The 26,445-nt window shown below is 57.7% G+C and carries 22 protein-coding genes and 2 pseudogenes; 13 read left to right on the top strand and 11 right to left on the bottom strand.

Going from position 1 to position 26,445, the window contains the following annotated elements; translation table 11 throughout:
• Positions 1 to 11: 11 nt before the first annotated feature.
• The 3 genes from SMC3_RS06180 to SMC3_RS06170 all read right to left on the bottom strand — a co-directional run bounded on the left by SMC3_RS06180 (position 12) and on the right by SMC3_RS06170 (position 2,496).
• Positions 12 to 827 (bottom strand): undecaprenyl-diphosphate phosphatase, encoded by an 816-nt coding sequence (locus SMC3_RS06180; protein WP_119088031.1) that lies wholly within the window; start codon positions 825 to 827, stop codon positions 12 to 14.
• 125 nt (positions 828 to 952) lie between these two features.
• Positions 953 to 1,681, bottom strand: a complete 729-nt coding sequence (locus SMC3_RS06175) for a class II glutamine amidotransferase (protein WP_165846622.1) — start codon at positions 1,679 to 1,681, stop codon at positions 953 to 955.
• A gap of 128 nt (positions 1,682 to 1,809) precedes the next feature.
• A complete protein-coding gene (locus SMC3_RS06170) occupies positions 1,810 to 2,496 on the bottom strand; it encodes an SdpI family protein (protein WP_165846621.1) in 687 nt (228 codons plus the stop codon).
• A 304-nt stretch (positions 2,497 to 2,800) separates the two neighbouring features.
• Here SMC3_RS06170 and SMC3_RS06165 point away from each other — a divergent pair, with 304 nt between their 5' ends.
• The 5 genes from SMC3_RS06165 to SMC3_RS06145 all read left to right on the top strand — a co-directional run bounded on the left by SMC3_RS06165 (position 2,801) and on the right by SMC3_RS06145 (position 8,726).
• Entirely contained in the window at positions 2,801 to 3,817 is a 1,017-nt protein-coding gene (locus SMC3_RS06165; RefSeq protein ID WP_119088040.1) for a 6-phosphofructokinase, read from the top strand.
• Positions 3,818 to 3,819: 2 nt separating this feature from the next.
• Positions 3,820 to 4,779 (top strand): ATP-dependent 6-phosphofructokinase, encoded by a 960-nt coding sequence (locus SMC3_RS06160; protein WP_119088028.1) that lies wholly within the window; start codon positions 3,820 to 3,822, stop codon positions 4,777 to 4,779.
• A 25-nt stretch (positions 4,780 to 4,804) separates the two neighbouring features.
• Entirely contained in the window at positions 4,805 to 6,202 is a 1,398-nt protein-coding gene (locus tag SMC3_RS06155) for a sensor histidine kinase (protein WP_119088027.1), read from the top strand.
• A gap of 36 nt (positions 6,203 to 6,238) precedes the next feature.
• Positions 6,239 to 7,681 (top strand): sigma-54-dependent transcriptional regulator, encoded by a 1,443-nt coding sequence (locus SMC3_RS06150; protein WP_119088026.1) that lies wholly within the window; start codon positions 6,239 to 6,241, stop codon positions 7,679 to 7,681.
• Between the two features lie 145 nt (positions 7,682 to 7,826).
• The gene (locus SMC3_RS06145; RefSeq protein WP_119088025.1) at positions 7,827 to 8,726 is read left to right on the top strand and encodes a DMT family transporter; all 900 of its coding nucleotides are present in this window, start codon (positions 7,827 to 7,829) and stop codon (positions 8,724 to 8,726) included.
• On the opposite strand, the gene SMC3_RS06140 is transcribed toward SMC3_RS06145, so the two are convergent.
• Positions 8,686 to 9,552 carry a DegV family protein gene (locus SMC3_RS06140; RefSeq protein WP_119088024.1) on the bottom strand — a complete coding sequence of 289 codons (867 nt, stop codon included), beginning with the start codon at positions 9,550 to 9,552 and terminating at the stop codon, positions 8,686 to 8,688. The two genes, SMC3_RS06145 and SMC3_RS06140, sit on opposite strands and share 41 nt — an antisense overlap.
• A 130-nt stretch (positions 9,553 to 9,682) precedes the next feature.
• Positions 9,683 to 10,525 carry a DegV family protein gene (locus SMC3_RS06135; protein WP_119085371.1) on the bottom strand — a complete coding sequence of 281 codons (843 nt, stop codon included), beginning with the start codon at positions 10,523 to 10,525 and terminating at the stop codon, positions 9,683 to 9,685.
• A 249-nt stretch (positions 10,526 to 10,774) separates the two neighbouring features.
• Here SMC3_RS06135 and SMC3_RS06130 point away from each other — a divergent pair, with 249 nt between their 5' ends.
• The 8 genes and pseudogenes from SMC3_RS06130 to SMC3_RS06095 all read left to right on the top strand — a co-directional run bounded on the left by SMC3_RS06130 (position 10,775) and on the right by SMC3_RS06095 (position 20,161).
• Positions 10,775 to 12,016 carry a DUF58 domain-containing protein gene (locus tag SMC3_RS06130; RefSeq protein WP_119088023.1) on the top strand — a complete coding sequence of 414 codons (1,242 nt, stop codon included), beginning with the start codon at positions 10,775 to 10,777 and terminating at the stop codon, positions 12,014 to 12,016.
• A 2-nt stretch (positions 12,017 to 12,018) separates the two neighbouring features.
• Complete coding sequence (locus tag SMC3_RS06125) at positions 12,019 to 13,536, top strand: DUF4129 domain-containing protein (protein ID WP_119088022.1); 1,518 nt, start codon at positions 12,019 to 12,021, stop codon at positions 13,534 to 13,536.
• A gap of 102 nt (positions 13,537 to 13,638) precedes the next feature.
• Complete coding sequence (locus SMC3_RS06120) at positions 13,639 to 14,589, top strand: AAA family ATPase (RefSeq protein WP_119088021.1); 951 nt, start codon at positions 13,639 to 13,641, stop codon at positions 14,587 to 14,589.
• Positions 14,590 to 14,928: 339 nt separating this feature from the next.
• Positions 14,929 to 16,928: pseudogene (locus SMC3_RS06115) on the top strand (ribonucleoside triphosphate reductase).
• 14 nt (positions 16,929 to 16,942) lie between these two features.
• Positions 16,943 to 18,400, top strand: coding sequence for a hypothetical protein (locus tag SMC3_RS06110; protein ID WP_119088019.1), 1,458 nt, complete (start codon positions 16,943 to 16,945; stop codon positions 18,398 to 18,400).
• Positions 18,401 to 18,484: 84 nt separating this feature from the next.
• Positions 18,485 to 18,637 (top strand): annotated as a pseudogene (gene nrdD / locus SMC3_RS06105) (anaerobic ribonucleoside-triphosphate reductase); the annotation flags it as partial.
• 103 nt (positions 18,638 to 18,740) lie between these two features.
• A complete protein-coding gene (locus SMC3_RS06100; RefSeq protein ID WP_119088018.1) occupies positions 18,741 to 19,445 on the top strand; it encodes an anaerobic ribonucleoside-triphosphate reductase activating protein in 705 nt (234 codons plus the stop codon).
• Between the two features lie 173 nt (positions 19,446 to 19,618).
• On the top strand, positions 19,619 to 20,161 hold the full coding sequence (locus SMC3_RS06095; RefSeq protein WP_119088017.1) for a hypothetical protein: 543 nt from the start codon (positions 19,619 to 19,621) through the stop codon (positions 20,159 to 20,161).
• Between the two features lie 82 nt (positions 20,162 to 20,243).
• Here SMC3_RS06095 and SMC3_RS06090 read toward each other — a convergent pair whose 3' ends face one another.
• The 6 genes from SMC3_RS06090 to SMC3_RS06060 all read right to left on the bottom strand — a co-directional run bounded on the left by SMC3_RS06090 (position 20,244) and on the right by SMC3_RS06060 (position 26,309).
• Complete coding sequence (locus SMC3_RS06090) at positions 20,244 to 21,071, bottom strand: serine hydrolase (RefSeq protein WP_119088016.1); 828 nt, start codon at positions 21,069 to 21,071, stop codon at positions 20,244 to 20,246.
• Positions 21,068 to 22,225, bottom strand: a complete 1,158-nt coding sequence (gene alr, locus SMC3_RS06085) for an alanine racemase (protein ID WP_119089932.1) — start codon at positions 22,223 to 22,225, stop codon at positions 21,068 to 21,070. The genes SMC3_RS06090 and alr overlap by 4 nt, the downstream gene beginning before the upstream one ends.
• A gap of 234 nt (positions 22,226 to 22,459) precedes the next feature.
• Positions 22,460 to 23,566, bottom strand: a complete 1,107-nt coding sequence (locus tag SMC3_RS06075; RefSeq protein ID WP_119088013.1) for a Nif3-like dinuclear metal center hexameric protein — start codon at positions 23,564 to 23,566, stop codon at positions 22,460 to 22,462.
• Between the two features lie 95 nt (positions 23,567 to 23,661).
• The gene (locus tag SMC3_RS06070; RefSeq protein WP_119088012.1) at positions 23,662 to 24,258 is read right to left on the bottom strand and encodes a DUF5317 family protein; all 597 of its coding nucleotides are present in this window, start codon (positions 24,256 to 24,258) and stop codon (positions 23,662 to 23,664) included.
• Positions 24,259 to 24,391: 133 nt separating this feature from the next.
• Positions 24,392 to 24,970 (bottom strand): DUF5317 family protein, encoded by a 579-nt coding sequence (locus SMC3_RS06065; protein WP_119088011.1) that lies wholly within the window; start codon positions 24,968 to 24,970, stop codon positions 24,392 to 24,394.
• A gap of 1 nt (position 24,971) precedes the next feature.
• Positions 24,972 to 26,309, bottom strand: coding sequence for an HD-GYP domain-containing protein (locus SMC3_RS06060; protein ID WP_126850797.1), 1,338 nt, complete (start codon positions 26,307 to 26,309; stop codon positions 24,972 to 24,974).
• Positions 26,310 to 26,445: the final 136 nt, after the last annotated feature.

Raw genomic sequence — 26,445 nt, 5'->3', positions numbered from 1 at the left:
CCGGGCAACGCTCAGATAAGTCCGAAATAGTGGGCTGCAAACGTGAAAACTGCCGCGGCAACACAATACAATGCAAACCATTGCATCTTGCCTTTCCGCGCAACCTTGAGCAGCAACCCGATCGCGACGAGGCTGGTCAGTGCACTGACGACGACACCGATGCCGATATCGGTGAGAGCACTTGAGGACATCCCTGCTTGCAGAAAGTCCTTGAGCTTGAAGATCGCGGCGCCCGCAATGGTCGGGATCGCCATGAGGAAACTGAAATGGGCAGCATCCTCCTGCTTGAGGCCCCTGTAAACGCCAACAGACATCGTCGTCCCGCTGCGCGAAAGACCCGGCAGCAGCGCAAATACCTGGCCGATACCGATAGCTAGCGCATCCTTCCAGCCGACCTCGCGGATAGTTCTAGTCGTCGACGCAAAATGCTGCAGAAACAGCAGGGCAGCAGTGACCAGGAACATGGCCGCTACAACGTACAGACTAGCAAAAGCCTTCGCGATGGTCGCACTGAAAAGGACACCGATGACTCCAGACGGAATAATGGCCGCGATAATGAGCCAGAACATGTTGCGCTTGCGCGCTTCCTCATGAGACAGTCTGCCGCGGAAGGTCGCAAGGAATCCCCCGAACAAGCCCACAATATCACCCCAGAAGAAAATCACGAGCGCGATAAGGCTACCGAAGTGTAAGGCCACATCAAAGGCCAGCGTCGAATCGGCCTTGAGGAGTCCCGAGAACACGACTAGATGCCCCGAGCTGCTGACAGGCAGGAACTCAGTCAGCCCCTGTACAATTCCAAGCACGATGCTTTTCCACAGGACCATCAGTGGTACCTCCAAGTATGACCTCAAACATATGCAATATGGTAGACAAACGCCTCCAAAAAGCAAAGGCGCAGCTTCCAGGAAACCGCCGAATCCTTCTGCGGGGCGGTCCCTGTGCCCCCGATTCAGACCAGCGAAACGAGTGTGTGACCTGCAGGCGTCAAGACAGCCAGTGAGCCATTGGGCAACTCCTCCCAGGAAGCGGCGCCCAAGGGTTCACTGGCGACGAGCTCCCTGCCACTCTGATGCTGCAGGTACATGCTGTGTCGCTCTGGATCAGTGCTGTAATGGAAGGCATACATGCATCGTCCGTCGCACAGGAGGAAGTTGAGGCCAGTGAAATCTCCGACAGACGCCACCTCATGGACAGCATCCCTCAGAGCGTCGAGGGGGTCAGTCTCCGACTCAAGGTGCTGCAGCAACAAGGCGAAGTAAACTTCACTGTCGTTTTCACCCTCGAGACCGTTCCTGAACTTGGGCAGGAGATGCTCCATCAGACGCTCGCGCGAGCAGTGCCCGTTGTGGCAGAATGCCCAGCGTCCTGCGATGAACGGGTGCGTGTTGGCGAGCACAGACGACGTGCCGCTGCTGCGGCGGATGTGAGCAAGAGCAACACAGGCGCTGACTTCGCGAGCGGTCTGCTCAAACAGCAGCGATTCGTATGCGGGTCCTGGGTCCTTGACAACATGCGGAGCGTCCTGTTCGCCATTATACCATGCGATACCCCAGCCGTCAGGATTGGCCTCACCAGATTTGTCGGCAATCGCAAGTGAACGCAGCGAAGGCTCGACGTCGGTCATCCATGGAGCTATCGATTGTGGCATCGTGGCAACTATTCCGAACATCCTGCACATCAGCATTCCTCCACTAGCAGACCATCCATGGTCGCCATGCATTCAGGATACGTCGACAGCGTCATAGCGCAATTGTGAATACCGAAAGTACCTGGTACAATGGTCTTCACAATTGAAGACGACTCTCTTCAGCGCACAAGGCTGTTTGCGAACAGGGAACCCGCGATTGCAACGACGACGATGGAGATGACCCAGCCAATAAATAACCCCGAAAATAGCCGCTTGCGCTCGCCTTCAGTCATGTTGCGCAGGCCGAGGAACATGAACCCGAAGACGCCGGACAAGACGGCAAGGGTCAGGCCTGCCTTGAGGTTGACCTGATGCCAGACAGCCGGATCGGCGAACGTCGCAGGCACGCGAAACCCAAGCCAGGGATTGGGCGTAGAGAACGCCGACAGGACCCCGGCGATGGCGACGGCAAGACAGCCGATGGCGACCAGGACCGGTGTGGTCCTGCCAACCTCCATGTCACGGGCAGAAACGCCCGTGTCTCGCGCAACCCGTTCGGAATAGCGCCACAGCCAGACACTCGCGATGAGGACATAAACCACGAGGGCTCCCGTAACGTACAGTCCCACATCCCGCGTGACGACGCCGGCGACGGCAAGCACGTCGACAATCCCTGCCGCTGCTCCCCCCGCGACAAACACAAATCCCATCTTCCGATTCACGACATCCCAGACGCGGTCGTCTGCCATGGTGGCAGGGAACCGGGCGCCGTACAGGCTGTTGCGCTTCACCTTGCCCAGCATCAGCGGGATCCCGAGTGCCAGAAAGAGCAACGCTAGCCCAAGGCTTATCAGAAGAGTTTCCATCAGCATTCATCTCCTCGCCGGAGCCCCGGGCCCCGACACGGTGCTTGCTCATCACGTCCACCTGACATTATATATATTACTATACACATCCTTGGCGTGGAAACCACGATGACTCCTGCAAACGAAGACCTCAGGGACTCTTCGCCAAGTCCCGGAGGAAAGCATTACCCCGAGAGTGAGACGACGCGAGTGGCGGCCTCGCGCGCCGTCTCCACAACGTCACCTTGACTCATCTCCACGCAACCCTACAATGGAGGCGCGCTACATCTACTATTAGTATGTACGAATGGAGGTCGACTTACAGATGAGAATCGGAATCCTGACAGGCGGCGGGGATTGCCCCGGACTCAACCCGGCGATACGCGGTGCAGTGTTCAGAGCGCTCGACTATGGAGACGAGTGTGTCGGTATCGTTCAAGGCTGGCAAGGACTTCTGTCCTGTGAGACGGAGCCCCTTGATCTGGCCCGCGTCGATGACATCATCGACCGGGGTGGCACCATTCTGGGCACCTCCAGAACCAACCCGTTCAAGGACCCCGCACTTGTCCAGCAGACCATTGCCAACATTGCGGCCCTGGGTCTGGATGCCGTCATCGCCATCGGCGGGGACGACACGCTGGGCGTAGCCGCCAAACTTGCAGCGATGGGCGTCAAGGTCGTCGGCGTCCCGAAGACGATGGACAATGACCTGTCAGGAACAGACTCCACATTCGGGTTCGACACGTCAGTGAATGTCGCTCTCGACGCTTCGCGAAGGTTGAAGGACACTGCTTTGTCCCATCGGCGCATCATCGTCCTGGAAGTCATGGGCAGGTACGCCGGATGGGTCGCACTCTACACCGGCATTGGCTCAGGAGCCGATTACACACTAATCCCCGAGGTCCCCGTCGACTGGGATGCCATGGTGCAGCAGGTCATGACCGCCTACAAGCGCAAGAAGTACGCCTTCATCGTCGTGAGCGAGGGAGTACAAGTCACGCCGGCCACCAGCGAGAGTCTGGACGACTTCGGCCACATGCTGCTGCAGAACAGGGGTGTGGGGCCGGAAGTGGCCAGGATCCTGGAGGAGAAGACGGGAGTCTCAACGCGTTCGGCCACGATAGGGCACATCCAGCGGGGAGGCAGTCCTACTCTGTTCGACCGCATCCTGGGATCCCGCGTCGGTGTGAAAGCCGTTGAGATGATCCATGACGGCGAATTTGGCAAGATGGCTGCTCTCCGCGGTACCGAAATAATTGCAATTCCGCTTACTGAAGCTGTTGGCAAGCTCAAGACGGTGTCTCAGGAGTGGGTCGACCTCCTGAAGGTCTTCTCCAAGTAGCCATGAAACGCATCGGACTTCTGACGAGCGGCGGCGATGCCAGCGGTATGAACGCTGCCATCCGCGCAATTGCACGAACGGCTGCGTCTATGGGAGTCGAGGCAATCGGGTTCGAGCGCGGCTACGACGGACTGGTATCCAACACCTGGATAGAACTCAACGCACGCAGCGTCTCCGGCATCCTGGAACTCGGAGGCACGATGCTCAAGAGTGCCCGCAGTGAGCTGTTCCGAACTGAGGAAGGCCGTAAGCAGGCAGCGTTCGTCGTCCAGGAGAACCAGCTGGACGGCATGGTCATCATCGGGGGCAACGGCTCACAGACTGGTGGTTACCTGCTCGGCCAGTTGGGTGTTCCCGTCGTCGGGGTCGCCTCGACCATCGACAACGACCTGTATGGCTTCGACTACACCATCGGGTTTGATACTGCCGTCAACATCGCCATTGACGCTATCGACCGTATTCGCGATGTAGCAGAATCTCACGACCGCGTGTTTGTCGTTGAGGTCATGGGCAGAGACAATGGCTCCATTGCACTCGAAGCTGCTCTGGCGACTGGCGCCGACATCGTTCTGACTCCGGAACTGCCCTTCAGCATCCCCAAACTCATCACCCGCCTGCACGACGACGTCATGGCACACAAGAAACACCACATTATCGTCATGGCAGAAGGCGCAGGGCATGCAGAGGAACTGTCGCACTACATCAATGCCAACCTGCCCGTGGAGTGCAGGGCGACCGTCCTTGGCTATGTCCAGCGAGGGGGGAGCCCCACACGCTTCGACCGCATCCTGGCCAGCACATCGGGCGAAGCGGCAGTTGTCGCTCTCAGTGAAGGCCACTCAGCTGTCATCGCAGGAACACGCGACGGACATATTGTCCTTCAGGAGACGCTCGAAGCAGTCAACCGGCGCAACCTTCTCAAACCCGAGCTTGTGGAACTGCTGAAGAGAATATCCATCTAGCCTTGTTTCATCCCGGGAGGGCCAATTGGGTCGAGTCTTCAAGTCGCTGACTTTCCAGATCATCGTGACTGCCCTGCTCATCGTGGGTGTCTCGATGGCGATTCTGAGCAACCGTCTCATTGCTGAGTTTCAGAACGAACTCGTCAGCAAGGAGAGCGAGACCCTCCAGGCCATAGGATCACAGGCCGTCGAGCGCTGGAACCGCATGTACCGCGAACTGTTCAACAGCTACAAGTTCGACAGTTTGAGCCAGACCAAGCAGAACGAACTGATGAGCATCTTCCTCTCCAAATCCTATTATGACTATATCAACGTGTTTAAGGACAACTTCCCCAGTGTCAGCATCGGGTATCAGGTTAGCCTCTTCACCCCAAGCCTCGTCTACCTGACCGACGCGTCGCACAACCCATTACCCAAGCTGACCGTCGCTCTTCCTTTGAAGGCAGGCACACAAACACTCGGCTACCTGGTCGTCGACAGGGACATGCCTCAGGTCCTCGCTCCCTTGCAACGCGTCCGCTTCGAGGCCTTCAAGACTTCGACTGTCTCCATCGGGCTGAGCGGCGCAGCAACCATCGTCCTGCTGACCTTCTTCCTGATACGGCTGCTGTCCCTGCGCCGCAGCGTCGTCCGACTCAAGACCAACCTGGACACGCGCGTGCCACGCGGTGGAGGGGAGCTGGGAGAGATCTCGCGCGCTGTCGCCGACCTGGCACACTCACTCAAGCGGAATATCGAAGAGGCGAAGCAGACCGAGGCCCTTAAGACGCTCGGCATCTTTACGACCGGTATCGCCCACGAGGTACGCAATCCGCTCACAAGCATCAAGGGATATGCAAGCCTTCTGGAGAAGAAACTGCAAGGGCGTCCCGAAGCCAAGTACATCATCCCCATCCGCAGCGAAGCCGACCGCCTGGAAGCGCTGGTCAAGGACCTCCTCACCTTCGGGCGCCCGTCGCCGGTCCAGCCGATCGAATTCGATCTCCATGTGTTCTTTGTTTCGCTCGGCGAGCTCATGGCACAGCAGTTCAAGGATGGCCACGCGACGCTCGACCTCCAGGTGCCGCAGGTCATGGTCACCTGGGATGCGCGCCAAACCGAGCAGATGTTCATGAACCTGCTGCAGAACGCCATACAATCGATGCAGGACAAGGAAGGCGGAACTGTCACCGTCACTGCAAAGACTGAGGCGGATCGGGTCATCGTCGAAGTACGTGATGTCGGTGTCGGTATCAGGAACGAGGACAGGCCCAAGATGTTCACCCCGTTCTTCACAACCAAAGAACACGGTACGGGTCTTGGCCTTCCCATTTCCCAGAAGATCGCATCCTTCCACAATGGGGTTATCACCTATGAGAGTACAGAGGGAGCAGGCACGACTTTCACTGTCAACATGCAGCGAATCATCAATCCTGGCGTTTGACTCGGACTTCGAAACCGATAAAATGTGCAATTGCCTATGAAAACCCTGAGCAAGCTCATTCTGGTCGTGGATGACGAGGAAAACATACGCGAACTGCTTCGCGAATCACTTGAGGACGAGGGCTATCGCGTCAATGTTGCCAAGAACGGCCAGGAAGCAGTCGAGAAGGTTAAAGCTATAAGCCCGGACACCGTCCTGATGGACGTCAAGATGCCCGTCATGAGTGGTATGGATGCTTTTCTCAAGATCAAAGAGTCCCAGCCCGATCTCCCCGTCATTTTCCTGACAGCGTTCGGCTCATCGGATCTCGCCATTTCGGCCATGAAGTCCGGCGCCTATGACTATCTGACCAAACCGTTTGACATCGATGAGGTGAGAATCAAGGTGAAGAGGGCTCTCGAGCTTCGCGAGCTGTCATTTCTCTCAGGACGAACCCGCCCCGAGGATCTTCCCGTTATCAACAGCGACGAGCTGGTCGGCCAGAGTCCACTCATGCAGGAAGTCTACAAGCAGATTGGCAAGGTTGCCAGTTCAGATGCGACCGTTCTCGTTCTCGGGGAATCCGGCACAGGCAAGGAGCTGGTTGCCAAGGCCGTTCACAATAACAGCCATCGGAAAGACGGTGCGTTCGTCGTCGTCAACTGCGCGGCAATCCCGGAGAACCTTCTCGAGAGCGAGCTGTTCGGTCACGAAAAGGGAGCCTTCACTGATGCCTTCGAGACACACATCGGCAAGTTCGAGCAAGCATCCAGTGGCACCATCTTCCTCGACGAAATCGGCGACATGTCGCTGCCGCTCCAGGCCAAACTACTGCGAATCCTGCAGGACGGAGGCTTCGAACGCGTCGGCGGTCGAGAGCACCTGACATCGTCGGCACGTGTCATCGCAGCCACGAACCAGGACTTGACCAGACTGGTCTCTGAACGGAAGTTCCGCGAGGACCTGTTTTACCGTCTCAACGTCATTACGCTGCGGCTTCCCCCGCTGCGCGACCGGCGCGGTGATACCGTGTTGCTGGCTCGCCACTTCCTTAGAAAATACACCGCCAAGTATGGGCGCGATGTCACCGAGATTGCGGACCAAACCCTGGAGCGCCTCGATGCATACGAGTGGCCGGGAAATGTCAGAGAGCTGGAAAATGTCATCGCCCGGGCAGTCATCATCTCCCAGGCACACGTGCTCCTTCCCGAAACAGTGGACCTTAGCTCTCAACCCATTCTGCATCGGCGCGAGGAGTCTTCAGATCCTGAGGGTCAACCGCTGGCAGCACAACCCGCACAGCCGCAGCCCATCGCTGCAGACGGGAACGGTGGGCTCCGTCTGTCAGACGCCATCCAGCAAATGGAGATCGACATGATCCGTAAGGCCTTACACGAATCCGGCGGCAATAAGACCAAGGCCGCCCAGATCCTCGGCATCTCCCGCAAATCGCTGTTCAACAAGATCCGGGACTACAAGCTGCTGGACCGGAACCAGTAGCGACGACACCCTGCAACTGACCTCCTTATTCTACGAAGCCCCGGACATGAACCACCGGGGCTTCTCTCCTTCTCGGCAGTACAGGTGTAGCCTCGCACCCCCCCTCTTTGACAAGAGCTGCTGGTAGAGGTACCATCATACAATCATGCGGACAAGCCGAACTGCCAACATAGCGTCCGTCGTAGCATCAGCGTTCGTCTGGGGAACGTCCTTTACCGTGTCCAAGCTGGCCCTGCGCTCGATTCCGCCGCTTTCGCTCGCCTGGATACGCTTCGTGCTCGCAAGCGCTATCCTGCTCGTCTGGCTGCTCTTTCGTCACGAAGACCTCCGCCTGGACCGCCGGGCATTCGGCACCATGATTCTGGGAGGAGTCCTGGGCTATACGCTGAACCACATCTTCGAGAACGTGGGACTCACCCTGTCAACGGCCTCCGAGATCTCGCTCATGATGGGTGTCTTTCCCGTGCTGTCGCTCCTGGTGGAAGCTCTTGTGTACCACAGGAGGTTCTCGCATACCACCCTCGCGGGCATTGCGCTGTCCGTCGTCGGCGTCGTCCTCATCGTCAACCCACGTTCGCTGGGAGGGACTCTGGAAGGGAAACGCCTGCTTGGCGATGGACTCATTATCCTCTCAGGCATCTGCTGGGCATTCTACAGCATCCTGGTCAAGAACTTGTCCAAGAACAGCTCAGCCAGCAGGACTGCGATGTTTCAGATGCTGTTCGGCAGTATCGTCCTGCTTCCTCTGGTAGGGGTGTTCGAGCGGCCGGTCTTCCCAATCCCCGCCGCAGCTGTCTGGGCCGTCATCTATCTGGCGGTATTCTGTTCGGTCGGAGGGTACTCACTATACAACTATGGGGTCGCCAGAATGACATCGACCCAGGCGGTCAACATCCTCAACCTTATCCCGGTCTTCGGTGTGCTAACCTCCTGGGTCGTGCTGCACGAAACAGTAACAGTGATGCAACTGACAGGTGGAGCCGTCGTCCTTCTGGGCGTCCTGCTCAGTCTACGCGATTTTTCGCCTTTGGCTTCTCCTTCATGACGACGACGGGTCCCAGAACCGTCGGACCCACGTGACAGCCGACGACACAGGAGACCCTGTTGTACTCGACTGGTACGTGGAGCACAGATTCCATCCAGTCTCCGAATTCCTTGGCTTCATCCCAGTTATCGGCCCAGTGCAACCCTGCAGACACCACGCCATATGAGGCCATTTCCAGGACCAGCTCCTTGAGTCGTTCCTTGCCCGCTTTGATTGTTCGGATCTTGTCGTGCGTTACCATGCGACCAAGGTCGTCAAACCAGACAATAGGTTTGAGCTGGATGATCGTCCCGATGAGGGCCTGCGCGCCCGTGAGGCGGCCGCCCTTGTACAGCCAGTGGAGCGATTCCATGATGAAGTAGACCCACGTGCGGTCCCGCAGCTCGGTGAGCGCTTCGACGATCTGAGCACGACTCTTGCCCTCATCTGCCATGCTCTTGGCCAGCCTGCCCATCGTAAGCTGGCAGTAGCCGCTTTGGCGAGAGTCCACGATGGAAATCCGATCCTCGGCCTCCAGCGTCTGGGCGGCAACGCGACCCGCATTGACGGACCCCGAAATAGCCCCCGATATCATGACACAGACGATTTCGTCTCCAGCCTCCACGATCGGCCGGAAGATGCGCACCAGGTCGTCGGGATTGGTCTGCGCGCTCTCGAAGATGACGCCCTCCCGCTCCTTCCTGTAGAACTCGGCCGGCTTGATGTCGACGCCGTCGCGATAGAGAGTCTCTCCTTCACGGATGTAAAGAGGCACCATGACCATACCTGCCTTCTCGAAGTCCTCGACAGTCATGCCACTCGTCGAGTCCATGACAACTTTGATCATTCGACTCCTTTCCAGGGCCCTTTTGTGGGCCGCCTGTCACTATTTTCTGTTGTCACTTGCAAACGCGTCCATCGTGCTACACGACAGCTTGAGGGTCGGCATCGCCGGCTGATCCGACTAGATGATGTGGTCACGACGCCTTCATGATGATACAAGGCCCGAGAAGGTCAGGGCCCGTGTGCACGCCCAGTACACACGACAGCTTGGTATAGGACACGGGGGCCTGGAGGATTTCCTCCATCTCGGCGTGGAACCCCTGAGCCTCATTCAGATTGTCCGGCCAATGCAGGGTCGCAGCCTCGACCCCGTTCTTGCCACAGTCTGCGACAAGCTGGCGCATGTGGTCCTTGGCAACCTTGATGGTTCGTGTCTTGTCGTAGGACGTCATACGTCCAGCCTCATCAAACCAGACAATCGGGTTCAACTTGATCACAGATCCAACGAAGTACTGTGCTCCCGTCAGACGACCCCCGTGGAACAGCCACTTGAGTGATTCCATGATGAAGTACGTGCGCGTCCGACTCCGAATGTCGGCAAGAGCCCGAACAATTTCCACGCGACTTTCCCCGGCATCGGCCATCTTCTTTGCCGTGTGACCAAGGTATGCCTCACCGTAGCCGGATTCCAGAGAATCTACGACAGTAATCCTGTCTTCGGCCCCGAGCATCTGGGCAGCGACATGCGCTGCGTTCACAGAACCCGAGATGGCGCTTGAGATGAGCACACATACGACTTCGTCGCCAGCTTCCACGATGGGCTTGAACACGGAAACCAGGTCTGCAGGATTCGTCTGAGCGGTCTCATAAATGAGACCCGCCCTTTCCCGCCGGTAGAACTCGTCAGGAAAGATATCCACCTGTTCCCGGTAGACCTTGTCGCCGTCCCGGACGTAGAGAGGGATCATCGTTATGCCTGACTGGTCGAACTCCTGTCTGGTCATGCCTGTTGTCGTGTCCATGACAACTTGTACCATGCGTCGTTCACCTCCGCGTATTCGCTTGTGTAGTCTACCAGAAAAAGCGGTTCGCAACAACCAGCCAAGGTTGAGATCTCGTCCCGGTACCCCTGTGGCATCCTCTTGCACCGCTCCAGCATTGCAAATCAGCCCTGTCACCGTACAATATTTGTAGTCTGCAGTACTTGGCTGACTGGCAAAGAGGTGGTCTTGGCATGAGGCACTCGGGATACCGTGCAAGACAGGACATGGAATCGTGAGGGCGGCATGAGGCGAATTCTCCGCGTCGCAGGCCGCGCAATCCTTATATCCTCGCTCGCGACGGTATCATGGCTCATCCTCGGCACCCGGTCCCTGTTCTATCTTGCGACCCTCATCACAACGTACACGGCAATCATGGTCCCGCTGGTATTGCGGACAAGTGACCGCATCAGTGTCGTCAAGCGTCTGCGACAGGCAGTCGTGCAGATGAAGTCACAGGACACACTGACGATTTCTCTTGAGGGCATCCCGCGACGTTCCCCTCTCTCGATCCAACTTGAGCCACTGGTCCCTGAATACATCATCCGCGAAAGCTCCTCGTGGCACGACCGGACGTACGTCCTGCAGTTCCACGTCAACCGTCGAGGGGTGTATGACCTGGGGGAGTGTATCCTGACCGTGACCGACCCTCTACGCCTGTTCCGCATCAGCAGACGCCTGATAGCAGATGAGAAGCTCACGGTATTCCCCACGGTCCTTCCCCTCGAGAAACTGCGCATCTCACTGACCTCTCCCCTCGATGGTCAGCGGGTCAAGTTCGCACCCAACTATGATGTCTCGCAGCTTGCGGGAGTGCGACCCTACGAAAGTGACCCCATGAACCGTATTCACTGGAAGATGAGTGCTCACAGGGGTGAGCTCATGGTGAAGGAGTTTGCCCCGTCCGCTTCAAAGACCGTTGTCATCCTGCTCAACCTGACGCTTCGGCGCGAGCCCAGTTTTACCCTGGAAACCTTCGAAGATTACATGACCATGGTGGGCGCGAGTGTCCTCCAATATTCCTATGACCACAAGCTGCCCTTCGGGCTTACCGTTCTGGGAGAGGAGACGCTCTCCTCCAATAGCTTCTCGAAGGACGCGACCCATCTGTTCGCCTGTTATCGCCTGCTTGCGCACGCGCGGGCCCGTATGGACCGGGAACCGTCCAGTACGGTGTTCCTCGACTATCTCAGACGGGAACGGCTCCGCATCCCCGCCCGCTCACAACTGTTTCTCATCCAGCACGAGCTGAAGGAAGAGGAGATTGGAGCGCTGCTTCGCATGCAGGGGCAGTTCTCTCGCATTTCGATCTGCCTGTTCCCATACGGAAGCTTCCTGCTGTACGGTGAGCGGGCAGTCCCATACTTCATGCCAGATATCGAACAGATTGCCCGGCTCAAGAAGACGCAGAGAATCCTGAGAGATGCCAGCGTGGATTTGTCCATCATCGGTCTCAACGATACCCTCGCCGCCCTGGGAGAGACCTGACCATGAACCACGAGAAATCACTGCTGCATGTCTCCTTCATGATGGTAGCGACACTCCTGGTCTTCTGGACAGCACGCGCTACTATCCCACTGTGGATCGTGGTGCCGGCACTGGCTGTCCTGGTGGCGGGACCGTGGCTTCAACGGCGCAGGCTGACGTGGGAAGCCATCATCGCCGTTGCCCTGGTGAGTGTTCTGGCCACAAATAATCAGCGTCTGGCCATCGATTACGCGGCCCGCTACCGGGAATTCTTCTTCCTCCTCGTACCAATGCTCTTCTACGCCGGCATCGTGCTCACCAGGCTGAAGACTCCCGGGGAACCGGTTTACCTTGGCAATGTCGTGTGGCTGGCACTGCTGATCACGCTGGACGTCGCAGGCGCCGCCGTGTCAATCGCCGTGCTGTCACTCCTCCTCGTGCTGGCACTGCTGCTCGCAGGAACAGACGAGGATCGGCCGAGGTTTCTGCAGCGACTGATACCAGTTGCCATCATTCTGATCGTGGTCACGGTCCTGGCGACGTCATTACCGGTCGAGACGGGCCCGTTCAGCGCATCGACTGCCCAGAGTTTGCAAAACTTCCTGTTTGGCCGTCCTACCGCCGTGGACTTCATCACAAGACGCCATACCACGAACTGGTGGAAACCCTGGCCAGCCGCTGCGACGAGTCTCCTCGGTTCCTGGTTGATGCGGATTTCACTCGCCGAAGAACTCCAGGTTCTCGCCCTCTCCATGCTGATGGCCCCACTCATGATCCTGCTTGCGTGGATATTCCTAGGAGGCGTCCTGCAGCAGGGTCCGGGAAGATCCCTGCGGAGACTTGTGCCTGCCCTCCTCCTGTTGCTCGGCATGGACTGCATCTTCCTCGTTCTCATAAGCATGCACAGCAAGACTCTGAACACGCTGATGTTTGGCCCTTCTTCGCCCTGGATCATCGACGGGAAACTTCTGGTGCCGCGTACCTGGCAGATGTTCCTGGCACTCAGGTTGAAGGTCAATCTCTTCCCATCTTCTGCCGTCATAGCATTGCGACTCGTCCTGCGCAACCTGTCGATTCTGACAGTGCTTTATTGCGCCATCACGTGTACTCGGCAAGCTTTCGCAACGCAGTGGGGCCGTCTCGAGGGTATTGGACGCAGGCGTGACCGCATCATCATCGAACGAACCATCAAGAGGATCCGCAGTCTGGATGACGAAGACTTGCTGCGCGACCCACGCGGGACAGTCATCGCGATCTTCTATATGGCCGCCAACGCCTTGTATCCACTCGACCTTGCGATGGTGCGTGGAGAAACGCCGACAGAACTGACGGCTCGCGTTGCCCGGTGGTATCCTGACCTGGCCGAGCAGGTCGACGTTCTGGGACGACTGTTCTACATCGCGCGTTACTCAACGGTCGACGTGACTCCCGATCAGGTGAGACTTGCCAAAGCCGCATACCAGAAACTGCTGGAAATGCTAAAGGTCGAGGCGCAGCACCCACGGATCAGAACCGAGGGGGCATTGCCCGTCTCCTCATAACCCGACCGACCTGTAACGTGCCGGTGACCGGTGCGGGGGTCGTTGATTTCGAGCTGAATGGTCTACAATGGAGAAGACAGTAGACTACAGAAGGAGTCGACGATGAACGAAAACCTGAACAAAGCCATATCCTACGTCGAACAGTACTTCGTTGGCAAGAATACGGTTGTCGACGTGGCCTTTGCGACGCTGCTCGCCGGTGGGCACATCTTCCTCGAGGATGTCCCTGGCCTGGGCAAGACAACACTCGCCAACCTCATCTCCCGCTCGCTGGGGCTGGAGTTCAAGCGTATCCAGTTCACTCCGGACCTCTTGCCATCGGATATTTCCGGCGTCTCAGTCTATGACCAGAAAACGCAGGAATTCCGGCTGAAACGAGGGCCGATCTTCACCAACCTTCTGCTCGCAGACGAGATCAACCGCGGCACCCCCAAGACGCAGTCAGCGCTTCTCGAGGCCATGGCCGAATACCAGGTCACTATCGACGGGACCATCGTCAAGCTGGACCGCCCGTTCGTGGTCATGGCGACCATGAACCCCATCGAGTACGAGGGTACGTTCCCGTTGCCCGAGGCCCAGCTGGACCGCTTCATGGCCCGGCTGACGATTGGATACCCGAGCAAGGAGAAGGAAGAGGAGATCGTAACCGGCTTCTACGCCCGGGTCAAGGTCATCAGCGACGACGTCCGTATCGTCTCCCGTGACGACCTGACAACGATGCAAAAAGAGGTCGAGGACGTCTTCATCGCACCGGAACTCATCAGCTACGTCGTCTCCCTGGTCGACGCCACGCGGCATGACGATACGGTCTACCTGGGACTGTCTCCCCGTGGCAGCATCGACCTTATGCGCCTCAGTAAGGCATACGCGTATCTCCAGAATCGCGACTTCGTCATCCCGGATGACATCAAGCTGGTTTTCCCGTTCGTCTCGGGACACCGGCTCATTCTGCAGGCTGAAGCCCGTCTCCGGGGCGTTACAACCAACGAGGTCGTGACCAATACTCTCAAGAACGTCTCCATCCCCAAACTGGCCGACTACAGCAAGCAATGAAGCGGTACCTCCCCCTAAGCATGTTGGTTCAATGCGAGGGGTACTTCTGTACGGCCTCGGGATGCGTACAGGAGTCTTGTCGCCGCCGCCAAGACCAGGATTGAGAGCAAGCGGTCCTCCCATTCGCGCGTCGTCACGATCAAGTGGACAATTCAGAACGGGGCGTCCTTCCCAGAACAGGTATTTTCGTTCTGTCAAGCCCCTGAGCCGCATCTTCACAATACTTGACGCACACCCTTGCCACCGTAGAATGGTTATGTGCCCGCTGAGGGTGCAACAATCTGAAGTATCCGGCGCACAATGAGTCAAGGCCATCAACAACAGCTGGGGGCGATACGTATGCAATACGTAATCAAGCGCACGGGTGAAAAAGTACTCTTCGACCAAGCCAAGATCCGCATCGCCATCACAAAAGCCGGCAAGGCTACGAAGGAATTCNNGACATCGCCACGGTCGAACAGATCCAGGACCTCGTCGAGCAGACGCTCATGGAATCACGCTATCACAAGACGGCCAAGGCCTATATCCTGTATCGCGAACAACACCGGAAGTTGCGCGACCTCAAGACGCTGCTCGACCCGCGCGAGACCATCCAGAAATACTTGGAAAAACTGGACTGGCGCGTCAACGAGAACTCCAACACCAGCTACTCTCTTCAAGGACTCAATATGCACCTTGCGACCAGTGTCGTGAGTCGGTACTGGTTGAACGAGGTCTATCCGCCGGAGGTGCGGGACGCGCATGTGAACGGCGACATGTACATCCACGACCTGGGATACCTTGCTGCCTACTGTGTCGGCTGGGACCTCAAGGACCTTCTCCTGAGAGGACTCGGAGGCGTGTACGGCAAGGTCGAAAGCAAGCCCGCCAAACATTTCCGCTCGGCGCTGGGGCAGATGGTCAACTTTATCTTCACCATGCAGGGCGAGGCGGCCGGCGCACAAGCGTTCAGCTCGGTCGACACCTATCTCGCGCCCTTTATCCGCTACGATCACCTGCGCTATGACGAGGTCAAGCAGGCCGTGCAGGAATTCGTGTTCAACATGAATGTCCCCACGCGGTCAGGCTTTCAGTCCCCCTTCAGCAATATCACCCTAGATCTACACCCGCACGGCGCCACGGCCGGCGAGGCTGCCATCATTGGCGGAAAACCTGTATCTGACACCTACGCGGACTTCCAGCCGGAGATGGACATGTTCAACCGTGCTTTCGCCGAAGTCATGCTTGCCGGCGACGCCAGGGGCCGTGTGTTCTCGTTCCCCATCCCCACGTACAATATTACAAAGGACTTCGACTGGCAGAACCCTGTCTACGACCCCATCTTCGAGATGACCGCCAAGTTTGGCATCCCGTACTGGAGCAACTTCGTGAACAGCGACATGGACCCGGACGATGCCCGCTCAATGTGCTGTCGTTTGAGGCTCGACACGCGCGAACTGCGCAAGAGGGGCGGCGGATTGTTTGCGTCCAATCCTCTCACCGGCTCCATTGGGGTGGTCACCATCGACCTCCCACGTATCGGCTACCTCTCTCATAGCAAAGACGAGCTGCTCGAGCGCCTGTCCCACGTCATGGACGTCGCTCGCACGTCGCTCGAGATCAAGCGCAAGATCATCGAGAACCTGACGGCGGCAGGACTCTACCCCTATTCGCGCCACTACCTTGATGCAGTCAAGCAGTGCAACGGGTTCTACTGGGCCAACCATTTCAACACGATCGGCATCAACGGCATGAACGAACTCCTGCTCAACTTCGCCGGTGTCACGATTGCCGAGCCCGATGGACGACGTCTGGCGCTCGAGATCATGGACTTCATGCTGGGCAAGCTCGAGGAGTTCCAGCACGAAAGTGGACAGCTCTATAACCTTGAAGCAACTCCCGCCGAATCAGCAACCTATGTGCTGGCCAAGCAGGACAAGGCTCTGTATCCGGACATCCTCGTGGCAAACGAAGAGGCCGTCAAGAACGGCGGTGATCCCTACTACACGAACTCTACGCAGTTGCCTGTGGCGTACACGACCGACCCGTTCGAGGCGCTTGACCTCCAGGACCCTCTTCAGGTCAAGTATACAGGAGGCACTGTCGTCCACCTGTTTCTCGGCGAACGGCTGGAAAGCGCAGACCAAGCCAAGCAGCTGGTGCGCGCAGTCACGAACAGCTACCGACTGCCCTACTTCACGCTCACGCCCACGTTCTCCATATGCCCCAAACACGGGTACATCAACGGCAACCATCCATTCTGCCCCAAGTGCGATGAAGAGCTGGTCGTCGAGGCACAGAAGGTGGCTGCGGGCCCTGCCTCTGGAGACGTCTCCTTTGCAACCCGTCCTGAAAGCTAGGAGGTGTTTGCCCTATGAGAGGATTCCGTCGTCCCAAGAAGAAAGCCATTTTCCTTGCCGTCGCCGTTCTGGTTCTTGCTGTCTCCATCTTCATCGTTGCACGCTACCTGAATTCTAACGGCACGCCAGGCACTCCGGGGGCGACACCAGGCACCACGACAAAACCCTCGAAGAATGACATCGGTCTGTATCTGGACAAGGGCGACCTCTGGCAATGGGTGAACGGGCGCAAGACACAGCTGACCAAGCTTGGCACGATCATCACCTTCGACTGGCACCCCGCCGGCTCCGCCGGAGGAGAACTCGTGTACGTGACCAGTGAGACCGACGGTTCATACAAGGTCGTCGACCGTAAGCTCGCGTCCAGGCAGGAACTGGTCATTTACCAGGGTAAAGCCGAGATGCCTCCCAAGGTGCTGTGCTCCTCGAACGGTGTCCTGCTGGTCGAGGCATCACCGACGACGACTCTGCGGCTGTTGCAGCTGACCATAACCTCTGTGGGCTACGATGGCACGACCAATGGCTCATTCTGGACGCAGGTTCCACTGACAAAAGAGCAGTTTGATCGGACAACACAACTCATTCTGAGCGGAACGACACCTCTCATCGTCTCTCCCGGCGGCATCTGGACCATCGCCGCCTCAAGCCTCGGCTTCGATACGACTCACACCTTCCTCGGTCCGACAGGGGTCACGTTTGCCGACGGTACATTCTTTGGCCCCATGCAGGATACAAAAGGGACGTTCCTCGGCATCAAGACCAAGGCTGGCAAGGTCACGAGCGTGACTCCGCCGCCCACCTCAACCGGTATCCTCCCGCCGTTCGTGCGCGGCGCATCACGGACAACCGATGGCAAGACCCTTGTCTACGAACTTGGTATCTATGGTTCGGGCACGGGTGCCGACGGCAAGACCGCCCCACTGACCTATGAGACATGGCAGTACGTCGAGGGCTCCCGCAAACCCAAGCTCGTCGTCAAGAGCAATACCCCATCGTTGTTCGCCTATCAATTCACGGGCGGCAGTGCCCCCGTTGCCGCCGGCAAGCAGCTTGGCGCGACGCTCACGACCGAAACGGGACTCATGTTCCGGGACCAACCCATTACGATCGGCAGCACTGTCCTCGAAGTGGCCGCACCCACGGAGACCCGAACTGCACTTGGGCTGGGCCAGGGCTGGGTTCAGGCGAAGGGACTCGGTCAGGCGAAGGGAAAGACCGGCTGGGTCTATGGCGGGTACGCTAGAATAACGCGTGGGAAAGCAACGTATGTACCGTTTGCCAGGGTGACAGCCTCCACGTCTGTCAAGGTCTACCTCGACGAGAGTCTCAGCGGAACGGCGACGACAGTACTTGCAAAGGGCGACAACGTCGTTGCAATGAGAATGACTGCGAACAAACGGGCAATCCAGATCCTGTTGCCGTCGGGAACGACAGCGTTCGTAGCAGCAGGCAGTGTCACTGTATCCAATTGAAATCCTGACTATACTCTGCTCAGTAAGAGGAGGTGGCGATTGAAAGAACTAGAAAATGGGGACTTGCTGCTGGACAACGGAATGACGATACCAGCGTGCAGGCGTACAAAGACTGAGGTTTACAGCCGTGTGGTTGGCTACCTGAGGCCTGTTTCCCAGTGGAACAAGGGGAAGAAGGCGGAATGGGCCGACAGAATATGCTTCGAGGCCAAGACTCAACACAACACGGCACAATGAACGTAATGGGTGAAACGCCGCTGGACATGGTCCTCCTGCAGGACTGTCAGCGGCGTTTTCATATTGTCACACGGGAAGTACCCATTGGTGAGAAAATAGAGAAATGAGACTGGCGCACTACGAACCACTATCGCTCACTGACTTCCCGGGCAGACTGGCCACAACTGTGTTCACGGTCGGCTGCAACTTCGCATGTCCATACTGCCACAACCCTGAGCTCGTCACCGTGAGGGAGGATACGCCGCAACTGACCGAAGAGACATTCTTCGCCTTTCTCGAACGCCGCAGGGGCAAACTCAACGGCGTCTGCATCACCGGGGGAGAACCGACGCTTCACGCCGACCTTGTCGGATTCGTCGAGCGCATCCGCGCTCTAGGCTATGCTGTCAAGCTGGATACCAACGGATCCAACCCCGAAGTGCTTGGACACCTCCTGGAAACAAGCTCCCTGGACTACGTTGCCATGGATGTGAAAGCCCCTCCCTCTGGCTACAGTGAGATGACGGGTAACCCGTATGCTCTCGTTCTCGCGGAGGCCTCAATACGACTTCTGGCCGAGAGTAATACCGTCCATGAATATCGGACGACCGTCTTGCCTCTGCTGTTTGCCGAGATCGACATCGACAATATCATCTGCATGCTGCCCCCTGGATCGCACTATGTCATCCAGAACTTCGTCGCTACCAAGACCCTCGACCCGAACCTTGTCCATGCCAGAGGTTTTGCGTCCGGCGACCTCGAAGCCATTGCGGACCGCATGCGCCTGCACTACCCTCTCCTCCACATCAGCACACGAAACGGCATCTAGGATGAGTCGGCCCGTTGACTGCATCTACCCCAGCCGCTCATATCTGAAGGCGATGGCCTTTTAACAATAATCTCAGCAACTGATGTTCGTTTGGTCGCTGTGGACAACCTCCGCCCAGTGCTATACTAAATATTGTCGGGAGCACAATCCTGTCCCGGCACGAGGAGGAACGCGTGAAAACCACGAAATACATCACAAGAGCTGCTGTCATCCTGGCGCTTACCATCGCACTTCAGTTCGGCATCAGGATGATCATCCCATCGGTACCGCCGTTCAATATCGTCAATCTGTTTGTCGTCGGCAGTATCGTCAATCTTGGACTGCTCCTTGCAACCGAGACGACAGGGCTCTGGGCCGGAGTCGTCATTGCCCTTGCAGCGCCCGTCACCGCATGGCTCCAGCAACATCTTCCATCCCCGACCATGATCCCTGCCGTCATGGCGGGCAACCTCATCCTTGTCATCGTCTTCTGGCTTGTTACGCGCAAGGGCTCCAGACAGACGTGGATGCGCTGGCTCGGCCTTGTGGTCGGTGCAGCAGCCAAGATGGCATTCCTGTACTACGCCATTGGAGCGATCGTTGGCACACTGTCCGCTCTGCCGCCCGTTGCTGCCGCGTTCATCAGATTCTCATTCAGCTGGCCTCAGTTCGTGACCGCCATTATTGCAGGCTTCCTCTCGGTTATGATTGCCGGCCGTATCAAGCCACTGGCCTGATTCTGGAACTGCGCGCAAAACACGACACCCCGCGTACGCGGGGTGTCGTCATATACCTGCTGCTCAGCCCGGAACGGCTCTCTCAGATGCAGTCCGCCGAACGACCACCCGAGACAGCCTCATAGACCCGCTCGGATACCTCTGTCATGAGACGCTTGGCCTGTACTGCACGGTCAAATCCCGACGCAAACACGCACAGCGAGTACGTCGGCCCGTCCGCTACGCTCACGAGTTCCGCATCCAGCAGAGAACCGGGCATGCCGCCCGTCTTTCCCGCAAGGGCAGCACTCCCGGGAAGCGTCCAGGCAATCAGATCTTTCAGCTGGTTCATGCGCAGATAGCCAAGCATACGTTGGCTCGCCTCGTTCGAGACCAGACGATGCGCATAGAGTCGCGCCAGCATGTCGGCGATATCGGCAGCGGTCACGCTATTATCGATTCCACGAGCGAGCATCTCATGGTCCATCATCCGACGACGGATACTTGTCGCCTCATACCCAAGGTCGTGCAGGACATCGTTCAGACGCTCTATGCCGATCTCCTCGATAAGCTGGTTGCAGGCCATGTTGTCGGACACGCCCATCATCATGATGCAGAGATCCTGGACCGACCACGGGCGAGACCTGTCCAGATACTCGAGAAGGCCAGTCCCATGAGGGGCAGCGACTGTCAGACGAATCGGCCGGTCCCACACCAGGTCACCCAGTTCCACCAGTTGCGCAACGCAAACCAGGACTGGAAGCTTGATGATCGACGCTGCTCCGAACGGGAGATTACTATTTTGAGAGAAGATGAGACAGCGGTCTTCTGCGCTCAAGAGCTCGGCGTGCACGGCGCATGGAAACGTGACCGTCGCAAGAACTCCTTGAAGCGCTTTCTGGACGGGAAGGTACCGGGCGTCCTGCTTCATTCAGTCTCAGGCTTCGGGCAGTCGCGGTACACGCGGTGAACCAGCTTTCCGACCGTAGAGAGAACCTCGTAGCTGATCGTCTGGGCGAGTGAACCCAGGTCGCCAGCAGTGATGCGCTGATTTCCGGCTTCGCCCATGAGCACAGCTTCGTCGCCCACCGTCACGCCCTGGACGTCCGACAGGTCGATCATGATCTGATCCATGGTCACCCGCCCTATGACCGGCGCCCGCTTGCCACGGATGAGCACCGAGGCCTTATTGGACAACATGCGGGAATACCCATCCCTGTAGCCGACCGGAAGGATTCCTACCGTCGTCGGTTTGTAGGTCAAATAGCTGCGCCCATAGCTGATTCCGTAGCCGGCGGGAACCTGTTTGAACGCAATCAGCCGCGACTTCATCGACATTGCCGGCCGCAATCCCACAATCGGCACGCCCTCGATGGGCGAACAACCATAGAGCAGTAACCCCGGACGGACTCCTTCGAAAGTCGCAGCCTTCATGGTCAGGATACCAGCCGAGTTACAGAAATGGGCAACAGGAGGGCGTATCCCCTCCACAGTCGACTGATGAAGGATTTTCTCGAACCTGCGCAGTTGCATGGAAGAGTAGGATTCGTCCGAATCCGCACAGGAAAAGTGCGAATATATCCCCTCTACCTCAAGACCTTTCATCCCGTTCAACTTGTGCAGCACGTCCAGCGCCCCTTCCGCGAGAACGCCACCTCTTCCCATGCCCGTATCCACCTCGAGATGGACGGTCAGCTGCTTTCCGGCAGCTGCTCCGACGAGTTCGCGTGCGACGTCGTCGTCGGGGATGCTGAGCGTAATATTCTGAGCGATTGTCTCCTGGACTCCCGATGCGGGGACAGAGCCAAACACGAGCATGTGACCTTTGATGCCGGCCCGTCGAAGCTCAAGAGCCTCTTCCAGCGTAGCAAGCGCAAACCAGTTGGCCCCCTCTTCCTGGAGGACTCGCGTCACATCCACCGCGCCATGCCCATAGGCATCGTCCTTGACGACACACAGGACATGGGTCTTTGCCGGCACCATTCCACGGATGACATGATAGTTGCCCCGTACGCAAGCCAGATCGATCTCCAACCACGTAGGACGCCCGAACTGCTCGACCGAAACACTGTCCTCTCTCTTCATGACAAAACCATAGCACGATTCAGAGAGCGTTCAACACAGGAATACTCACTGATACGCAGTCTACAGCCACGCTGTCCATGTCCACCACCAAGTATGCAAACGTTGCCATTGACAAGAGTCGGGTATTCCGTATAGTAGCGGTGTAATCGGTAACTTCGTTATCGGTTACATGCCCTCCTTCGAAAATGGCCCGGACCGCAATCGCGCTTCGGGCCATTTTCTTTGCTGCCCCTCCTACCAGAATCTGACAGGCTGATAGTCCGCAGTCGACTGGTGCAGTGGTGGCAACTCCCTGTCTCCTGCCGTGCTCCGCAACGCTTCTTCCATCGCAGCTGCGAAAAAACGCTCAGAGCTGTAATGGTCGACAATAACTACGCAGCCTCCGGCCTGAGACACGTCGAGTGCCCTGTGATAAGTGACATCTCCCGTGATCAGTACTTGAGCTCCCGCCTTGCTTGCAGCCGGGAGAAGTGACGATCCCGATCCGGAGCAGAAGGCCACGCATTCGATAGTCTCCGGCAGGGTCCCCGCCACCGGCAACACCGACACAGCGAAGAATGACTTGATGAATGCGACGAACTCTTCCGGACCCATGACATGAGGCAGCCTCCCTATGTGCCCGAACCCGGCAACTGGGCTCCCAGGAAGATGCTCCTCGAAAACGTCGACTGCCGGCTCCTCGTAGGGATGAACCCCGCGCAGGGCCTTCAGGACAGATACCAGGTCCCGGCCGGACACAATGGTCTCGACGCGGTCCTCTACCACGCTGGTCATGGCATTCTCCTCGCCCACAAAGGGATGCGTCCCAGGATCAGGCACGAACCCACCCGTCCCGGCGGCCCGGTACGACGTGTGCGAGTAGGAGCCGGTATGCCCTGCCCCGGCTGTAAACATCGCGTCGAGAACCTGTTCCCTGAACTCGGGAGGAACGAACGTGACAATTTTGTACAACCGTTCCGACTCGTGAAGCTCAAGGATACGCAGGTCTGTAAGGCCCATCCGACGCGCCACAAATGCGTTGAGACCGTCCGACACAGCGTCGAAGTTCGTATGTACTGCCAGCAGAGCCATGCCCATACGAACGGCGGCCAACAGCGCCGAGTGCTGGATCGGGTCCAGCTTTTTGATCGCCCTGAAGATGGGGGGATGATGGGAAAGAATGAGATTGGCGCCCACCCGGTGCGCTTCCTCGACCGTCTCGTGCGTGACATCCAGACAAAGGAGAACACCGCGAACTTCATCGTCCATTGAACCGACGATCAGTCCGGCATTGTCATACTCCTCCTGCAGTCGAAACGGGGCCACAATATCGATGAGATCGTACAATTCCTGGATGCGCATTGCGCACCTCCTGTGCCAGCACGTTGCTTTCAACAAGAGTATACGCCACGAACGACCGAACCGACAGGCAACCAACCAGGGAGGAAGGCTCGGGGCTAGCTCCTGGTTCCAGGAAGCTTGTCCCCGGTTGAACCAGCGTGTGCCGTTCCTCCCGCTCGTACCATCCCATACACCAGAGCGGCTTCTCCCGCAAGAGCTACGAGATCGCCCGCGCTGTAGGCCGAACCAACGTCACCGAGAAACGGCAGGACAATATGGTCTCCCAGGAAATTGAAGTGCGTCTGGTCACTCATGAGGACAACGTTGGCTGCGGTGCCATTCCTGAGCAGCTCCTCTGCGTGGGAGCCTTGACCCGTGGCGACAAGTGCCTGCGGGTCAGCCGGCATACGCCCGTGGTTTGCGCCGATGACAAGAACGTTGAGCATCAGTCCGACCAGGAGGATCGGAACACCGAAAACGCTGTGGTTCACCAGCAGAAACGCCAGGAGCATGAGGAGGCTCAGGACATAGATCTCTGGAAGCAGCGCACCAAGCAGCAATTCCCCGCGAGACGTAAAAATAAGCAGCTGAACCACGAACGCCCCCACGCCGAGAGGCAGAGCCTTCAGGTGAAAGTTTTCGATGTAACGCAGCCGTCCGCCGGTAGCCAGACTCAGGCAGAGGGCACATCCAAGAACAACAAGAACAAACACAGGTCAGCCTTCCCCTGCTGGAACAGCATTACTGACAAGAAACCTGTTTTCAGCCATCATTTTCGCACCCCAGCCCATTTCGATATAATAAAGATTCCAAGCAGTTTCCGTCGCTATTGTGGAAGCAGGCCAGTCACACCCTTTCTTCTGATTGATGACCTGCAGGCTTTGCTCTCAACACGCCGAACACGACCACGGCTTCGCCGGCAAGCGCAACCAGGTCACCGACGCTGTATGCTGAACCGGTTGGGCCACCCAGCCGGATCACGATGTTGTCCCCCAGCAGGTTCAGCCTTGTGGAATCGCTCATCAGGACGCAGTTGGCAACGGCTCCACGCAGTCGGAGCAGATCCGCCTCCTCGACCCGGCCCGCGGCGGCCAGTGCCACCACGGAAGCAGGCATCCGTCCAGCATTGGCGCTGATGACGAGCATGTTGAGCATCAGTCCGGCCAGGAGAATCGGAACACCCAGAACGCGTCGGTTGGTGACCAGAAACGCCACCAGGACGCTCAGCGTGACGATGTAAACGACGGGGACAAGCGCCTCACTGACGAAACCCGTTCCCCACCGAGTGAACAGAGCTGTCTGAATCACAAACGTTCCCAGGGCCATCCATAGTCCCTTGAGCTGCCAGTTCCGGGTATACTCCAGCCGTCCCCCGGTGAGCAGACTGGAAACCAGTGCAACACCCAGAACAGCCAGAACCAGCATGCTAGACCTGACCGCCCGCTGGAATGCTGACTTCATCCGTCGAGTCGATCTGAACGGCGGAGGGAAAATTGGTCATGTCTCCTGTAGCAAGGTGTTCATGAACAAGCTTCGTGAATGTGACCACCAGCTCTGGATCGAACTGTGCCCCGCGCTCGTCGTCCAGAATCTTCAGGGCTTCCGTGACCGTGAGGCTCTTGGCCCGGTAGGGCCGCACACTCACCATGGCGTCGAACGAATCTGCGACAGCAATGATGCGCGCACCAAAAGGAATGTTCTCGCCCGCGAGATGGTCCGGGTAACCACTGCCGTCATATCGCTCATGGTGGTGCAGGACGATGTTCCGCCCCCCTTCGAACAACGTCAGCCCCTCCAGTAAGCTGGCAGACACCGCGGGGTGTTCCATGATCTGATGGAACTCCTCTGCACTGAGACCGGGTTTGCGCAGTAAGTTGTCGTCCAGCCCGACTTTCCCCAGGTCGTGCAGCACGGCAGCCTGCAGTACCATCTCCGCTTCGCCACTCTCCATGCCAAGCTCATCACACATATCTTCAACCCACGCCCGCACGCGCTTCGAGTGCTGTGCGGTTTCGGGGCTCTTGCTCTCAAGGACATCAACCAACTTCTCAAGAATCGTCTGTGTTTGGCTTCGTAGGGTCTGCTCTCTTTTGAGAGCATAGGACAGCACGACGAAGACAGGAACCAGAAACAGGACAGTCCATGGGCTCTGCCAGTACAGAACCGTGATGACCATCCCGAGAAGAAGCAACGTCAGGTTGGTGAGCCACGTCGTCCTCACGAGCGAACCCAACGTACGGACGAAACTACCACGAGACAGCAGTAAAAACAAGCCAGCAAGAAGCAGGTACTCGCTTCCAAGATACCAGACGGCCGAGAGTACAAGTGCCCGCCCGTTCTCTATGGCCAGAAAGTCCAGCGATACGTCTACAAAACGATGATAAACAAAACTTGCTCCGCCAACTGCTATGGCATATTCGGCCATATTATATATGGTCGTGATTGCCCTTTTGTGCGTCAGGCGATCGCTCACCAGTGACACAACGACGGCAATGACTGCAGCAATTTGGGGTGGAAACAGACATGCGACAGCAAAAGTGACAGCCATGGCAACCGAGATCTCCATCTTGGACACACCATAAGCCTGCCACACGATAGGGAATGCGTCCGCAAGGATTCCGACTGTAAGGAAGAACCCGGCCCAGAACCAAGAAAACCCAGGTGTGGCCCCCAAGAGCCTCGGGCTGAACACAATCACAGCTACGCCTACAAATGCAACCGCACATATGTAGACAATCACCCGGGCAGAGACACGATCACTCAATGGCAGACCTCCGCCGGTGCGACGTCAAGCATCGATCGGCGCGTCTAATTATGCCTCCAGACTCATGTTTGTCAACAATACTGCAACTATCAATGGTGTCGGGTTGGTGGGCTTAATGCCACTTCATGTTGGCGAG

The sequence above is a fragment of the Candidatus Cryosericum hinesii genome, from assembly GCF_003570985.1.
GTDB lineage: Bacteria > Caldisericota > Caldisericia > Cryosericales > Cryosericaceae > Cryosericum > Cryosericum hinesii.
Note: the sequence above shows the minus strand (reverse complement) of the source record. Positions and strands in the feature narration are given on the sequence as shown.

Coding starts and splice junctions, on each gene's coding strand:
- SMC3_RS06150 (WP_119088026.1), top strand. CDS start 6,239: ATGAAAACCCTGAGCAAGCTCATTCTGGTCGTGGATGACGAGGAAAAC.
- SMC3_RS06165 (WP_119088040.1), top strand. CDS start 2,801: ATGAGAATCGGAATCCTGACAGGCGGCGGGGATTGCCCCGGACTCAAC.
- SMC3_RS06075 (WP_119088013.1), bottom strand. CDS start 23,566: ATGCGCATCCAGGAATTGTACGATCTCATCGATATTGTGGCCCCGTTT.
- SMC3_RS06135 (WP_119085371.1), bottom strand. CDS start 10,525: ATGGTACAAGTTGTCATGGACACGACAACAGGCATGACCAGACAGGAG.
- alr (WP_119089932.1), bottom strand. CDS start 22,225: ATGAAGAGAGAGGACAGTGTTTCGGTCGAGCAGTTCGGGCGTCCTACG.
- SMC3_RS06065 (WP_119088011.1), bottom strand. CDS start 24,970: ATGCTGGTTCTGGCTGTTCTGGGTGTTGCACTGGTTTCCAGTCTGCTC.
- SMC3_RS06130 (WP_119088023.1), top strand. CDS start 10,775: ATGAGGCGAATTCTCCGCGTCGCAGGCCGCGCAATCCTTATATCCTCG.
- SMC3_RS06160 (WP_119088028.1), top strand. CDS start 3,820: ATGAAACGCATCGGACTTCTGACGAGCGGCGGCGATGCCAGCGGTATG.
- SMC3_RS06175 (WP_165846622.1), bottom strand. CDS start 1,681: ATGTGCAGGATGTTCGGAATAGTTGCCACGATGCCACAATCGATAGCT.
- SMC3_RS06180 (WP_119088031.1), bottom strand. CDS start 827: ATGGTCCTGTGGAAAAGCATCGTGCTTGGAATTGTACAGGGGCTGACT.
- SMC3_RS06140 (WP_119088024.1), bottom strand. CDS start 9,552: ATGATCAAAGTTGTCATGGACTCGACGAGTGGCATGACTGTCGAGGAC.
- SMC3_RS06110 (WP_119088019.1), top strand. CDS start 16,943: ATGAGAGGATTCCGTCGTCCCAAGAAGAAAGCCATTTTCCTTGCCGTC.
- SMC3_RS06145 (WP_119088025.1), top strand. CDS start 7,827: ATGCGGACAAGCCGAACTGCCAACATAGCGTCCGTCGTAGCATCAGCG.
- SMC3_RS06090 (WP_119088016.1), bottom strand. CDS start 21,071: ATGAAGCAGGACGCCCGGTACCTTCCCGTCCAGAAAGCGCTTCAAGGA.
- SMC3_RS06100 (WP_119088018.1), top strand. CDS start 18,741: ATGAGACTGGCGCACTACGAACCACTATCGCTCACTGACTTCCCGGGC.
- SMC3_RS06125 (WP_119088022.1), top strand. CDS start 12,019: ATGAACCACGAGAAATCACTGCTGCATGTCTCCTTCATGATGGTAGCG.
- SMC3_RS06120 (WP_119088021.1), top strand. CDS start 13,639: ATGAACGAAAACCTGAACAAAGCCATATCCTACGTCGAACAGTACTTC.
- SMC3_RS06170 (WP_165846621.1), bottom strand. CDS start 2,496: ATGGAAACTCTTCTGATAAGCCTTGGGCTAGCGTTGCTCTTTCTGGCA.